The organism is Janthinobacterium sp. GW822-FHT07H10 (assembly GCF_058798675.1).
This window is the reverse complement of record NZ_JBXAKS010000001.1, coordinates 103,237-116,987: the sequence shown is the minus strand read 5'-3', so window position 1 is coordinate 116,987 and position 13,751 is coordinate 103,237. Positions and strand designations below refer to the sequence as shown.

Genomic DNA, 13,751 nt, shown 5'->3' with positions numbered 1-13,751 from the left:
TTACTCGGCGACTCTTGCGCGCAGCGCGTCGAATGCGGCGCAGAACTCGGCGCGCCAGTCGCGCCGCGTGGACTCGGCTATCCAGGCCGCGTCCAGGCCATTCAACATGAAGCCGCGCATGTCATCGAGGCCGAAGCCGAATTCGCGCATCATCATCCAGGCGCCCGTCGGCGTCACATGGTGCAGGGTGGGGTCATCCGTGTTCGGATGCAGTTTCAGGCCCAGCTTGGCCATGGCGCGGATCGGATGGTCGAGGGCCCAGCGCTCGGGCGCCAGGGTGCGCAGATAATATGAATTGGTCGGCACCACGGTAAACACGAGGCCGCGTTCCACGCAGCGCTGCGCCAGTTCAGGATTGTCGACGATGGTGTAGCCATGGTCGACCCGGTCCACCTGCAACTCGTCGACGGCAGTTGCCACGTTCATCCACGGCATGCCGAATTCGCCGGCGTGGGCCGTGCACTTGAAGCCGGCCGCGCGCGCGGCGCGGTAAGCGTCGATGAACAGTTCCGGCGGACGGTCGTTTTCGCGGTAGTCGATGCCGATGCCGATCGCTTCCGGAGCGCGGTGCGCCTTCATCCATTCCACCATCTGCACGGCTTCGGCCGGCGCCGCTTCGCGGTCGATGCTGGGGATCAGGCGGCCGATCACGCCGAAATCGCGCTGCGCGTCGCGGATGGCCGCCACGATGGCGTCCTGCGCCGCGTCATAGCGGATGCCCGACACGCGCACGGTGCCGGTCGGGTTCCAGAAGAACTCCGCATAGCGCACGCCGTGGCCATGCACGTCTTCCAGGTATTCATACGTCAGGCAATACAGGTCCGTCGGCGAGACGATCAGGTGCGCGTCGAGCGCGCGCAGCACGCGCAGCACGCCGACGGGCTTGTCGCCGCGCGTATAAAAGGCGTCGATTTCTTCAGGCGTGACGACATTGCCCGTCTTCGCGGCCAGCGCACGGAAAGTGGCCTGGCGTACCGTGCCGAACAGGTGGCAATGCAGCTCCACCTTGGGCATGGCGCGTAAAAACTGTTCGATGGTCAAGGCTGGCAGGGTGTCGGCAGGGTTACTCATGAAGCTCGCTTCGCTAGTGGATAAAGACTACAAGATCACATCAGGATGGCCGTCAGGCGGCGCATCAGCAGTTCGATGGCGGCCGGGCCGTCGGCCAGCATCGCCACCTGCGTGTTGATGGCGGCGCGGCGCGGCACGCGGAATTCGCACACCGTCATGCCGCGCGTCAGTTCGCCCGTCAATTCGATGGCCACGTGGGCCGGCTGGAACTGGAACAGCTGCGGTGCTTCCAGGTACAGCGCCACCACGGGGTCGTACATCGGCATGGGCACGGAACCGTCGCTACTGCGGATGCGCACATACGCTTCCAGGTAGCCGGCCAGGCGTTGCGCGCGCGGCGTGCCGATGGCGCGCAGTCGTTCCACTTCCGCATTCGTCACCAGCAGCTGGCGGCACAGGTTCAGGCCGAACATGCGCAGCGGGATGCCGGCCTTGAACACCTGGTCGGCCGCTTCCGGGTCGGCGTAGATATTGAATTCGGCCGCCGCCGTATGGTTGCCCTGGTCGGTCGAGCCGCCCATCAGGATGATTTCGACGATCTTTCCGGCGATGTCGGGCGCGCGGGCCAAGGCCGTGGCCAGGTTCGTCATCGGCGCAATTGCCATGATGGTGATCTGGCCCGGATGCGTGCGCACGGCCGCGATCAGCGCGTCGACGGCGTGGCCGGCGGCGTCGCTGGCCGCGCCCGGCGGCAGGATCTCGCCCGTCGTCGGCATGCCGCTGTCGCCGAGGATGCGCTGCGCCGTCTCGATGACGCCGGCCAGCGGCTGTTCGCAGCCGCGGTAGATCGGCACCGTCAAGCCGTCATGGGCCTTGATGCGCAAGGCGTTGTCGTAGGTGATGTCGACGGGCGCATTGCCCGCCACCACGCTCACGCCCAGCCACTCGATGCCGGGATTGCTGCCCAGCAGCAGCATCGTCAGCCAGTCGTCGAAACCGGGATCGGTGTCGAGCCAGATTTTTTTCAAGCGGTTGTCCATGATGGTTCCATTAGAAGTTACGCAGCCAGACACAGGGCGCTGTCGGCCGGCAGCACGAACGAGACGGCCGTGCCTTCGCGCCACGTGGCGCCGCCGGCCGCGCAGATGCCCTTGACCTGCCCCAGCGGGGTTTGCAGCAGGTATTCGACGGTGTCGCCGAGGAAGCCGCGCGCCAGCACGGTGCCCGGATACTGGGCGCTTGCAGCGTCGGGCGCGCAGACGCGCACCTTGTCCGGACGCCAGCCCAGCACCGTCGTGCCCGATGTCACCGGCGCCGTGTACGGCAGGCTGGCGCCCGCGTGGTGCAGCGCGCCGTCGCGGTAGTCGAACAGGTTTTCAAAGCCCATGAAGTTGGCGACGAAGCGCGTCGACGGCGTGTTGAAGACGGCTTCCGGCGCGGCCAGCTGCTCGATGCGGCCGCTGTTCATGACGACGATGCGGTCGGACAGGGCCAGCGCTTCTTCCTGGTCATGCGTCACGTACAGCATGGTGATGCCCAGTTCGCGCTGGATGCGGCGCAGCTCGGCGCGCATCTGCACGCGCAGCTTGGCGTCCAGGTTCGACAGCGGCTCGTCGAGCAGCAGCAGGGCCGGCTCGACGACGATGGCGCGCGCCAGCGCCACGCGCTGCTGCTGGCCGCCGGACATCTGCGCCGGCAGGCGCGTCTCGAAACCCGTCAGGCCGACGGCGGCGATCACGGCTTCCACTTTCGTTTTCAGCAAAGCCGGCGCGACCTTGCGCAGGCGCAAGCCGAAGGCGATGTTGTCGTAGACATTCAGGTGCGGGAACAGCGCGTACGACTGGAAGACCATGCCGATATTGCGCTTGTTCGGCGCCAGCTTGCCGATCTCGCGGCCATCGAGCACGATGCGGCCCGACTGCAGCGGCATCAGGCCGGCGATCGCGCGCATGGTGGTGGTCTTGCCGCAGCCGCTGGGGCCCAGCAGGGAAATCAGCTCGCCCTGCTCGACGTGCAGGTCCAGGTCTTTCACGGACGTCGTGTTCTTGGCGTAGCCGAGGTTCAGCTTGTGCAGTTCCAGATAACTCATCGTGTGTTGCCTCTTACATGTATTTAGAAATGCCCAGCACCTTCTCGGTCACCATCACGAACGCCATGGTGAACAAGACCAGCAAGGTCGACAGGGCAGCGATCGACGGGTCGAAGCTGTTTTCCATATGCCCCAGCATCTCGATCGGCAAGGTGCTGATGCCCGGCCCCGTCAGGAACAGCGAGACGGGCACCTGGTTGAACGAGGTAACGAAGGCGAGGAAGAAGGCGGCGATCACGGCGTTGCGGATATTCGGCAGCACGATCATGAAGAAGGCGCGCAGGCGCGACGCGCCCAGGGTGATGGCGGCATCCTCGATATCGACGCGCAGGTTCACCAGGCTGGCGTACACGACGCGCACCGAATACGGAATCAGCAGCGCGATATGGCCGATCAGCAGGCCCACATACACGGGCGCATTGATGGTCAGCACCAGGTGGTGCAGCAAGCCCAGGCCCACCAGGATGGCGGGAATGATCAGCGGCGACGTCAGGATTTGCCGGATGGCGCCGATGCCGGGTGGCGGCATGCGCGAAAACGCATACGCGACGGGTATGCCCAGCAGCAGCGCGATGACGGTGGCGATCAGGCCGATCTCCAGGCTGGTCTGGAAGGCGCGGCGGAACTCGGGCGCAGCCCACACTTCGAGGATCCAGCGCAGCGAGTACGATTCGGGCGGGAAGGCCAGCGTTTCGCCGCCGGAAAAGCCGGCCAGCACGACGATGGCGAATGGCCCCAGCAGGAACAGGAACACCAACCACAGGACGGCGCGCGAGAATAAGCTTTCTTTCATACGGAACTCCGGCTCGAGGAAATACGTTTAAGGCCGGCATTCACCAGCAGGGTCATGCAGACGAGGATGACGGCAATGACATTGGCCGCGCCGAAATCGCTCTCCACGCTGACCTTCTGGTACAGCAGAGTTTCCAGCATCAGCACCTTGGTGCCGCCCAGCAGGGCCGGCGTCACATAGGCCGTCACGCAGCCCGTAAACACCAGCGTGCCGCCGACCACCAGGCCTTCCTGCGTCAGCGGCAGGGTGACCTTGCAAAACACTTGCCATGGATTGGCGCCCAGGGTGGCGGCGGCCGGTTCCACGTCGCGCGGCAGGTTTTCCAGCGCGCCCGCCAGCGACATCAGCATCAGCGGCAGCAGCAGTTGCAGCAGGCCGACAAAGACGGCGAATTCGCTGAACAGCAGGCGCAGCGGCTCTTCCGTGAAGCCCATGTTGACGAGCGCCGCATTGACGGCGCCGTTACGGCCCAGCAGCACGATCCAGGCGTAGGTACGCGCGATCGGCGACACCATCAGCGGCAGGATCATCATGCCGACCACCAGGCCGCGCCACTTCGGCGACACGCGCGCCACGGCTTGCGCGGCCGGATAGCCGAGGATGACGGAGGCCAGGGTCACCAGCGCGGCGATGCGCAGGGTGCGCCAGAAGATGGTGCGGTTGAATTCCTGCGAAAAGAAGTCGATGAAGCGGTCCACGCCCCATTGCATGCCGTCGCCGACGCGGAAGGCATCGACCAGCAGGGCCAGCACGGGCAGCAGGAAGCAGACGACGATAAAGATCAGCGCAGGCAGGACGAGCAGCAGGCCCAGGCGCTTTTTTGGATCAGCAAACATGGTGTTCTCTCCTCGTCACCACTATTTGCTCATGGCCTTGTTCCACTGCGTCATCCAGTTGGTGCGCTGCTTGAGGATGGTTTCCGGCTTGACGAATTTCAGCGAATTGATCTGGTCGGCGCCATAGGTATTGAATTGCGCGGCCGCCACCGACAGGCGCACGTCCTTGTTGACGGGCGAGTCGACCAGGTTGGTCGCCAGCTGCGTCTGCACTTCCTTGGACAGCCAGAAATCCATCAGCTGGTAAGCCAGGTCCGCGTTCTTCGAACCGGCGACGATGCCCATCACGTTCATGCCGGCTGCCTGGCCTTCGGCCGGGATGCTCCACTTCAGGGGCAGGCCCGTCTTGAGCATCTGCGACCAGGTAAAGCGCGCCACGGGGGCGGCCCAGATTTCATCCTGGGCGAACAGGGCAGCCAGCTGCGCGCTGTTTTTCGAGAACGTGACGACGTTGCCCTTCATGCCGACGATCTTGGCAAAACCGGTGGCGTAATCGTCCGTCTTGCCGCCCCAGGCCGCATCGGCCATGCGCAGCATCAGCGGGCCCTGCGTGGTGCTCACGTCGGGGAAGGCCACGCGGCCCTTCAGTTCGGGGCGCCACAGGTCCTTCCAGGACGTCAGCGGGGCAATCTTGTCGCTGCGGTACACCAGGCCCACCGAATACAGGGTGTAGCCGACGGCGAAATTGCCGCCGACAGGGTTTTTCGCCACGTCGTACAAGGCTTTGTAATTGCTCAGCTTGGAATAATCCATGGGCTGGATGACGCCCTTCTGCGCCGCTTCCAGCATGCCGGAGTCGGACAGCAGCACCAGGTCGATCACCGGATTCTTGCTGTGCACCACCAGCTTGGCGATGCGGTCCGCGTTATTTCCCGTTTCCACCTTGATATCGCAACCGCATTTGGCCTTGAACGGCTCGTACACATATTTCATGAACAAGGGTTGGGCAATCGGATAAGCCGAAATGACCAGCTCGCGTTTTTCCGCGTGGGCGGCGTTTGCCAGCAAGCCTAGGCTCAAAGCCAGCATGAGGTGCTTTTTCAAGATGCTTCCTTTCAGGGGGCGGCGCTGCGGGACAGCGCCTGTAAAGATGAATCAGTCGTCAGAAATAATGTCGCATGCCAACAATCAAGACGCTTTGCGTCTTGCCGGCCGAGGCGCCGAAACCGAACACGCGGGCGAACGTCGCATCGCCGGCCGCTTTCTGGTAGCTCCAGGTGATGGCGACATCGGTGCGCTTGGACAGGAAGTAATCGGCCTGGAAGTTGACCTGATGCCATTTCGGCGTCTTGTTGATCACATCATATTTACCAGTGGTAAAGAAATACGATGCGCCCAGGTTCAGCGCTTCCGTCAGCTTGTGGTTCATGTTCAGATCCACGTTTTGCAAGGTCAGATTGCTCTGGTCCAGGTAGTGGTAACGCACGTTGGTGTACAGCGCGCCAAACTTGGTCTTGCCGACATTATAAAAGCCTCCCGTGCCGGCGATGGCCTGGCTGTTCACGCCGGCGCCGCTGACGGCGCTTTTGTTGAAGATCAACAAGGAGCTGCCATAGTCGTTGCCGATGGCGCCATTCGGCGCATCGGGGCTGTTCGGGTGGTCCATCTTGGTGTAGGCCACGGCCCAGCTGAAGGCATCGACTTTGTAGCCGGCGCCCATGCTGTAGACGCGGTTGCGGTTGGCATCTTCCGGATTCTCGCTGAAACCGTACAAGCCCGTGAACGACAGGTTGCTGAGGTTCGGGCTGACATACTTGACGGCGTTTTGCACGCGCAAGTTGTTGTAGCCGTTGTCGTTGTCGCCGATGTGCACGCCGTTACTGGCGATCACCACCGGGCCCAGCAAGTCCTTCACGGCTTCATACTGGCGCCCCAGAGTCAGGGTGCCCTTGTCGTTGCTCGACAGGCCCACGTAGGACTGGCGGCCGAACAGGCGGCCGCTTTGCGCCGCCGTGCCCGTCATGACGTTAAAGCCGTTTTCCAGCACGAAGATGGCCTTGGTGCCGTCGCCCAGGTCTTCCTGGCCGCGAAAGCCGATGCGGGGATTCTGGTTGGTGCCGCTCAGCGCATGCGTGCGGCTGCCCTTGCCTTCATCCGACACATAGCCGATGCCGGCCGACAGCAAACCATACACTTGCACGCTGCTTTGCGCCTGCGCCGCCCCCTGCGCCGCCAGCAAGCCACCCACTACCATCGTTCCCGTCATCCATTTATTCATCGCCGCCGCCCTAAAAAAGAGTAAACCCTGAGTATTTTTTGGAATTATTTTGATTGATGCGTCCCTTGCATGGTGGCTGCCGCGAGTGTCGGTGCCGCATGGCAAGCGCTTCTCTGAAAATTGTTGCTTTCAAGATAAGTAAAGACCAGTCCAGAATATGGTAAATTGCGGGATAAGAAAATTTGTTTATTTTTATAAATCCATTACTTTTTCTAATAAGCAACGCGCATGCATGAACTGAGCAAGAAAATTTCCTTACGACATTTACAAGCGTTTGCCACCTTAGCCCGGGTAAACAGCTTCAGCAAGGCTGCACAGGAATTGTGCGTGACCCAGCCGGCCCTCAGCGCGTCGATCAAACTGCTGGAAAATCAGCTGGGAAAAAAGTTGTTTAACCGCACAACCCACCAGCTGGAACTGACGCGCGAAGGCAGGCTGGCGCTCGACTACGCCACGCATTTATTGAATACGGCGAGCAATACCTTCGCCGATATCCAGCGCGCCATCGGCAGCGGGCGGCACCGTATCCGCATCGGCGCGATCCCATCGGCGATGGCGATGACGGCGGCCGTGGTGGCGCGCTACAGCGAGCAGCATGGCGATGAGGTGGAAATCGTCCTGTCGGACATGCCCAACGATGGCTTGCTGCATGCGCTGCACTCGGGCCAGCTGGACTTTTGCGTGGGCATCGAAGTGCCCGGCTCCGTCTCGCTCGAGAGCGTGGGACTGTTCGAAGACGAACTGGTGCTGGTGACGGCGCGGCGCCATGCGCTGGCGCCGCTGAAGGAAGTGCGCTGGGAACAGCTGGCGGGCCAGGAAATCGTCGTGTTTACCAAGGGCAGCATCTGGGAATTCGCCTCGAGCGCGCTGCGCCAGCATGGCTTGAGCCCGTCGAGCCTGTACCAGATGATCCACAGCGAATCGCTGTATGGCGTGGTGCGCGCCGGCATCGCCGTGGGCATCATGCCCAGCCTGTACACGACCTTCCTCAACGACGAGGAGCTGCATGTGGCGCCGCTGCGCCAGCCCACCTGCAAGCGCAAGATCGCCCTGATGCGGCGCAATGAAATCAGCCGCAACCACCACGTCGACGACTGCTTTTCAGCGTTGCGACAAGACTTGCAACAGGTCGACCAGTGGTTTTAAGTTAAGCCACGGGCTTAAACAGGCGCTTTCAATAGATTGGCCAGGGCAACATACTGTTCCAGGCCCACGGTTTCCGGACGCAGGGTCGGGTCGATGCCGGCCGCCTTGATCTGCTCTTCCGTAAACATGTCGGCCAGGCAGTTGCGGATCACCTTGCGGCGCTGCGAGAAGGCCTTCATGACGACCGCTTCCAGGGTTTCCTGGTCGCATGGCAGGCGTTCGGCCACGGGAATCATGCGCACGATGGCCGATTCCACCTTCGGCGGCGGGTCGAAGGCCGTCGGCGGCACGATGAACAGCAGCGACATGTCATAGCGCCATTGCAGCATCACGGACAGGCGGCCATACGCCTTGCTGCCCGGTTCGGCAACCATGCGCTCGACCACTTCCTTTTGCAGCATGAAATGCTGGTCCAGCACCAGCGGCGCGAAATCCGCCAGGTGGAACAGCAGCGGGCTGGAGATGTTGTATGGCAAGTTGCCCACGATGCGCAGTTTCTGGCCGGCCGGCACGGGGATTTGCGCAAAGTCAAACTTCAGCGCATCGCCAGAATGGATCGTCAGCTTGGCCGGATTGAACGTCTTTTCCAGCCGCACGATCAGGTCGCGGTCCAGTTCCACCACGTGCATCTGCTTCAAGTGGCGCAGCAACTGCTCCGTCATGGCACCCAGGCCGGGGCCGATCTCGACCATGGCATCGTCCGGCTGCGGCGCGATGGCGGCCGTGATGTCGTCGAGGACGAAGCGGTCATGCAGGAAGTTCTGGCCAAAGCGTTTGCGGGCAACGTGTTTCATATTCTGTTCTTCTATAAATGCGGGTAAGGCGCGGTGATGCGGATGAAATGTTCAGGCCGCGCGGCTGGCGCGCAGCATGTCGAGCGCCGTTTGCAGCGCGTGCTGCATGCTGTGGCAATCGGCCAGTCCCAGCCCTTGCGCGGCCAGGTCCAGCGCCGTGCCATGGTCGACCGAGGTGCGGATCAGCGGCAAGCCCAGCGTGACATTGATGCCGCGCCCGAAGGTCGCGTATTTCAGCACGGGCAAGCCCTGGTCGTGGTACATGGCCAGCACGCAGTCGGCGTCGGCCAGGTATTTGTGCTGGAACAGGGTGTCGGCCGGATATGGCCCGCGCGCATCGATGCCGCGCGCCTGCGCCGCGGCGATCGCTGGCGCGATGACGTCGATTTCTTCGCGTCCCAGGTAGCCGCCCTCGCCCGCATGCGGGTTCAGGCCGGTAACGAGGATGCGCGGCGCGGCGATGCCGAATTTCTGTTGCAGGTCTGCCTGCATGATATCGAGGGTGACGGCCAGGCTGTCCAGCGTGATGGCGGCCGACACGTCTTTCAGGGGCAGGTGCGTGGTGGCCAGGGCCACGCGCAGGGTCGGTTCGCCATGTCCCGGCTCACCGGCCAGCATCATGACCACGTGCGGCGTGCCGGTTTTTTCCGCCAGGTATTCCGTATGGCCGGAAAACGCCACGCCAGCATCGTTGATCGTGCTCTTTTGCAAGGGCGCCGTGACCATGGCGCCAAACCAGCCGGCCGCGATACCTTCCACGGCCGCATCGAGGGTATCGAGCACGGCGCGCCCGTTATCCTTGTCGAGCACGCCTGGGATGACATTGTTGACGGTGGGAATGTCGATCACGGCCAGGCGGCCGGGACCGAACTGCGGCAGGCCGCTGTTGCGCACGGCTTGCAGCGACAGGGCCGCCAGGCGGATGTCGGGGTCGATCAGGCTGGCCGTCAACGCCAGGAAGGCGGCGTCGCCCAGCAGGATGCAGTTGACTTCATGGCGCATGGCCCAGGCCACGCGGATGGAAATTTCCGGGCCGACACCAGCCGGTTCGCCACAGGTAATGGCGATGGCTGGACGACGCGTGGCTGGCTGGGTACTCATGCGCAAACAGTCACGATCACTGGTCGTCCGAACGGAATTCGACATAGGCGCGGTCGCGCACTTCACGCGCCCAGCTTTCCGTCGCTTCTTCCAGCTTGCGTTCGCGCAAGGCATTGCGTGCGGCGCTGCGCTGCTTCTCTTTCGAGACGTCGTCGCTCTTGCGTTCCAGCACTTCGATCAGGTGGAAACCAAAACTCGACTCGATCGGCTCGCTCACTTCACCCGGTTTCAGCGCATTCATCGCCGTTTCAAATTCCGGCACGGTGTCGCCCGGATACAGCCAGCCCAGGTCGCCGCCCTTGGCAGCCGATCCATCATTCGAGAACAAACGGGCCAGGTCTTCGAACTTGGCCGCCTTGTTGTCGAGGCGTTCCTTCAATTCGGCCAGCTTGCGCTTGGCTTCCGCGGCCGACATGGTCGGCGTCACTTTCAGCAGGATGTGGCGGGCATGCGTCTGCTGCACGGCGGCCACGGCTTGCGCCTCGGCCGCGCTGCGGCGGTCCACCAGCTTCAGGATATGGAAGCCCGTGTTGCTCTTGATGATAGGCGTGATCTGGCTCGGTTTCAATTTCAGCAATTGCTCCGTGAACAGGGGCGGCAGACGGTCGCTATTGCGCCAGCCGATATCGCCGCCGCTCAGTGCATCGCTGGCATCGGAATAGCTGGCGGCCATCTTGGCGAAATCGGCGCCCGTGCGCAGCTGGCGGCTGACTTCTTCGGCGCGCGCGCGGCGTGCGGCGATCTGTTCCGGACTGGAGTTTTCCGGGATGCGCACGAGAATCTGCGCCAGGTTCATTTCGACCTGTTCGCTGGCCGCCGCTTTTTCCGCGTCCAGGAAATTGTCCACTTCCGAATCCGAGATCTGGATCTTGGCGTCGACTTCATGTTCGCGCAGGCGCTGCATGATGATTTCATCGCGGATTTCTTCGCGGAAGGTCGTAAACGGCGTGCCTTCCTTTTCCATCTGGTTGCGCAACTCTTGCACCGTCATCTTTTGCTGTTCCGCAATACGACCAATCGCGCGGTCCAGGGTCAGGTCATCCACGCGGACACCCATTTCCTTGGCCAGCTGCATTTGTGCACGTTCGACAATCATGCGCTCGAGCAATTGACGACGCAGGTCGGCCGGATCGGGCAGCGGGATATTCTGCGCCTTCATGCGCTGCTCCACGCTCTTGATGCGGGTCGCCACTTCATTGCGCGTAATCACATCGTCATTGACGACGACGGCGATGGAATCGATGGTCTGGCCGCTGCTCGAGGCGGGCGGCGTGAAACCCTTGACCGCTGCGGCGGCAGGCACGGCGGCGGCAGGAGCGGGAGCGGCCTGTTGCGCCCAGACACTACTGGTCGCGGCGCCGGAAATGGCGCACAACAAAACCGTTGCAATTTTGAGTTGGTGCATACTGGCATTACGCATAATGTGTAGAGCGCTCATGAGTTCAGGTGAATAAAAAAACCGGTTTGTGCCAGCGCCGGGGACACCGGCGGCGGCAACGGTGACCATCTTAACGGAGTGGCTGGCTCAGTGCCTGGTAGCCAGGGATCGTTTTGGTAAATGTCTCGAGGCCATTCGCCCCCAGACCCAGGCCGTTTGACAGGCCCGTCAATTCCAGCTGGAAGAAGATCGGCGTCGAGGCATTCTTGGCCGACGTTACGAAACGCTGCGCGCCCATGCGGAACACCCAGCAGTCGCCCTTGTATTCCAGGCCGACGAGGCTTTCCAGCATGCGGCGGTCCAGCAAGGAATAACTGATGCGGCCCACGCCATACAGACGGTCCGTCAGCGGCCATTGCGTCGATATTTCCGCATTGCGCAGGCTATTGCGCTGGAAACGGTTACTGAAGTTCAATACCTTCTTCGGACCAGGCTGATATTGCAGGGAGTACGTGGAGCTTATCAGTTGACGGTCGCTGGGATTGTACTGCACCAGGCTATCGACGGTCCAAGTCTCCGATACGCGGCCCGTCGCCGCCAGCAGGATGTCCGAACGCGACTGGTTGACCGGCGTGGACGAATTGAGCTGCACGCGCTGGTCGGCAAAATAGAAGCGCTGGCCGAAGGTCAGGCGCATGAGCTCGGCGCCATCGGGCCGCAGGAAGCGCGAGACGACGGCCGCCGTGACCTGGTTGGCATCGCTGATGCGATCGCTGCCGACGAAGCGGTTTTCCGTAAAGATCTGCGTCAGGCTGAACGTGCCGTCAGCCGTATCAAAATTCGGAAACTGCGACTGGTCGCGGTACGGCGTGTAGACGTAGAACAGGCGCGGCTCCAGCGTTTGCGTGCCGCCCTTGGCGCCAAACAGGTTCGTGTCGCGCTCGAACACCAGACCGCCGTCGACCGAAAACGTCGGCACGGCGCGCGTAAACGAGGTATTCGGGAACTGCGCCTTGGTCCGGCTATCGTTATCAAGCTGATATGCACTGGCATTGAGCATCAGCTTGGGCGTGATGAAGTAGCCGGGGCGCACGATGGGGAGACTCACCTGCGGCACCGCCACCAGGCGCGAACCCTGCACCAGGGTCGGGTGCACGAAGCGCGTCGCTTCCGCGTCGAAGGTCCAGTCGAGACCGCCCCATACGTCGTATTTGCCAGCGTGAAAGTTAACCGACGGCAAACGGTCATACGGACGCGTGACGAACAGGCTGGGATCGGTCACCGCATCGGGATCTTGCAGCACCTGGTAATTCTGCACGCGCGCCGTCAGGCTCCAGTCCTCGGTACGATACTCGGTACGCAATTCGCGCAGCAACTGGCGCTCGGTGGCCGTGGCCACCGTCTTCGAGAAATCGCTCGGATAGTTATTGTCGGACGCATCGCGCAGGTCCCAGCCGTAGACCCAGCCCAGGCCCAGCGCCTGCTCGTGCTTGGACTTGATCATGTAGCGGTTGGTCTTGGTTTGCTTGTCGTTCGGCAAAAATTCGAACGACGTCTCGCCCTGATACAGGAGGCCGCCATCGGTCTCGCCCAGATAACGCCCCACGGCGCCCAGCTGGATGCCGCGCCGCTGTATGTATTTCGGGAACAGGGTCAGGTCGCGGTTCGGCGCGATATTCACGTAGTACGGTACCGTCAGCTCAAAGCCATTCTTCGAGGCAAAACCCGGCGTCGGCGCCAGCCAGCCTGAACGGCGCGCACCGGACAGCGAAAACGAGATGCCGGGCGTGCCGAGAATGGGCACGTCCTTGAAATAGATGATGGTCTTGCTGCCCGTGCCCACGTCGCGCCCCGTGTCCAGGTTCAGGGTGCTCGATTTCAGGTACCAGTCCGGATTCGGGCCTTCGCAGGTACTGTAGGTACCGTCGATGACATTGGCTTCGTCGGGATTGATGAAGTCGACACGCTCGGCCTTGCCCTGCCCCCCGCCCACTTCAAAGCGGTAGGTGGGATTGAGCAGGAAGCCCTTGCCCGTCTCCATGTTCAGTTTCAGCACGTCGCCCGTGTAGTAATCGCCGAAACGCCACATCTTGATATGGCCCTCGGCGTCGAACTCATCGTCAACTTGTTTGTAACAAGCTGTATCGGACGTCATTTTTGTGGTTTTTCCACGCTCAATAACGACATTTTTGTCCAGATTGAGCTCCCGTTCCGGCCGGCCACGCATACTTTCCGCCGTCATGACGGTGGGCGCATCCGGATCTTCCACATGAACCGGACGTGGTGCTTTCTGGGCGTGAACGGGCACCGTCGTGGCGGCGACGAGCGCGCTGATGGCGAAAGCCCAGCGCTGCGAAGGGGGGGAGGCCGAAAACCAGCTCATGA

Annotated in this window: 12 protein-coding genes; 1 reads left to right on the top strand and 11 read right to left on the bottom strand. The window is 62.3% G+C overall.

Going from position 1 to position 13,751, the window contains the following annotated elements:
* The 7 genes from AC1RDJ_RS00520 to AC1RDJ_RS00490 are packed head-to-tail and all read right to left on the bottom strand — an operon-like array spanning position 1 to position 6,947.
* Complete coding sequence (locus tag AC1RDJ_RS00520) at positions 1-1,071, bottom strand: adenosine deaminase family protein (protein ID WP_493026212.1); 1,071 nt, start codon at positions 1,069-1,071, stop codon at positions 1-3.
* Between the two features lie 35 nt (positions 1,072-1,106).
* Positions 1,107-2,051 carry a nucleoside hydrolase gene (locus tag AC1RDJ_RS00515; protein WP_493026211.1) on the bottom strand — a complete coding sequence of 315 codons (945 nt, stop codon included), beginning with the start codon at positions 2,049-2,051 and terminating at the stop codon, positions 1,107-1,109.
* 17 nt (positions 2,052-2,068) lie between these two features.
* Positions 2,069-3,100 carry an ABC transporter ATP-binding protein gene (locus tag AC1RDJ_RS00510; protein WP_493026210.1) on the bottom strand — a complete coding sequence of 344 codons (1,032 nt, stop codon included), beginning with the start codon at positions 3,098-3,100 and terminating at the stop codon, positions 2,069-2,071.
* Between the two features lie 13 nt (positions 3,101-3,113).
* A complete protein-coding gene (locus AC1RDJ_RS00505) occupies positions 3,114-3,893 on the bottom strand; it encodes an ABC transporter permease (RefSeq protein WP_070290842.1) in 780 nt (259 codons plus the stop codon).
* Positions 3,890-4,729: an ABC transporter permease gene (locus AC1RDJ_RS00500; RefSeq protein ID WP_071321739.1), complete on the bottom strand. Its 840-nt coding sequence runs from the start codon at positions 4,727-4,729 to the stop codon at positions 3,890-3,892. Before AC1RDJ_RS00500 ends, AC1RDJ_RS00505 begins: the two co-directional genes overlap by 4 nt.
* Before the next feature lie 21 nt (positions 4,730-4,750).
* Positions 4,751-5,773 carry an ABC transporter substrate-binding protein gene (locus AC1RDJ_RS00495; protein ID WP_289884469.1) on the bottom strand — a complete coding sequence of 341 codons (1,023 nt, stop codon included), beginning with the start codon at positions 5,771-5,773 and terminating at the stop codon, positions 4,751-4,753.
* A gap of 58 nt (positions 5,774-5,831) precedes the next feature.
* The gene (locus tag AC1RDJ_RS00490) at positions 5,832-6,947 is read right to left on the bottom strand and encodes a porin (RefSeq protein ID WP_232251018.1); all 1,116 of its coding nucleotides are present in this window, start codon (positions 6,945-6,947) and stop codon (positions 5,832-5,834) included.
* Positions 6,948-7,175: 228 nt separating this feature from the next.
* On the opposite strand from AC1RDJ_RS00490, the gene AC1RDJ_RS00485 reads away from it, so the two are divergent.
* Entirely contained in the window at positions 7,176-8,093 is a 918-nt protein-coding gene (locus AC1RDJ_RS00485; RefSeq protein ID WP_071321736.1) for a LysR family transcriptional regulator, read from the top strand.
* 14 nt (positions 8,094-8,107) lie between these two features.
* Here the strand turns inward: AC1RDJ_RS00485 and rsmA are convergent, their stop codons facing one another.
* From rsmA to AC1RDJ_RS00465, 4 genes are all read right to left on the bottom strand, one after another.
* Positions 8,108-8,887, bottom strand: a complete 780-nt coding sequence (rsmA, locus tag AC1RDJ_RS00480; protein WP_493026209.1) for a 16S rRNA (adenine(1518)-N(6)/adenine(1519)-N(6))-dimethyltransferase RsmA — start codon at positions 8,885-8,887, stop codon at positions 8,108-8,110.
* Between the two features lie 51 nt (positions 8,888-8,938).
* Positions 8,939-9,988, bottom strand: a complete 1,050-nt coding sequence (gene pdxA / locus AC1RDJ_RS00475) for a 4-hydroxythreonine-4-phosphate dehydrogenase PdxA (RefSeq protein WP_493026208.1) — start codon at positions 9,986-9,988, stop codon at positions 8,939-8,941.
* A gap of 16 nt (positions 9,989-10,004) precedes the next feature.
* Positions 10,005-11,408 (bottom strand): peptidylprolyl isomerase, encoded by a 1,404-nt coding sequence (locus AC1RDJ_RS00470; RefSeq protein ID WP_493026207.1) that lies wholly within the window; start codon positions 11,406-11,408, stop codon positions 10,005-10,007.
* An 88-nt stretch (positions 11,409-11,496) separates the two neighbouring features.
* On the bottom strand, positions 11,497-13,749 hold the full coding sequence (locus AC1RDJ_RS00465; protein ID WP_071321732.1) for an LPS-assembly protein LptD: 2,253 nt from the start codon (positions 13,747-13,749) through the stop codon (positions 11,497-11,499).
* Between the last annotated feature and the right edge of the window lie 2 nt (positions 13,750-13,751).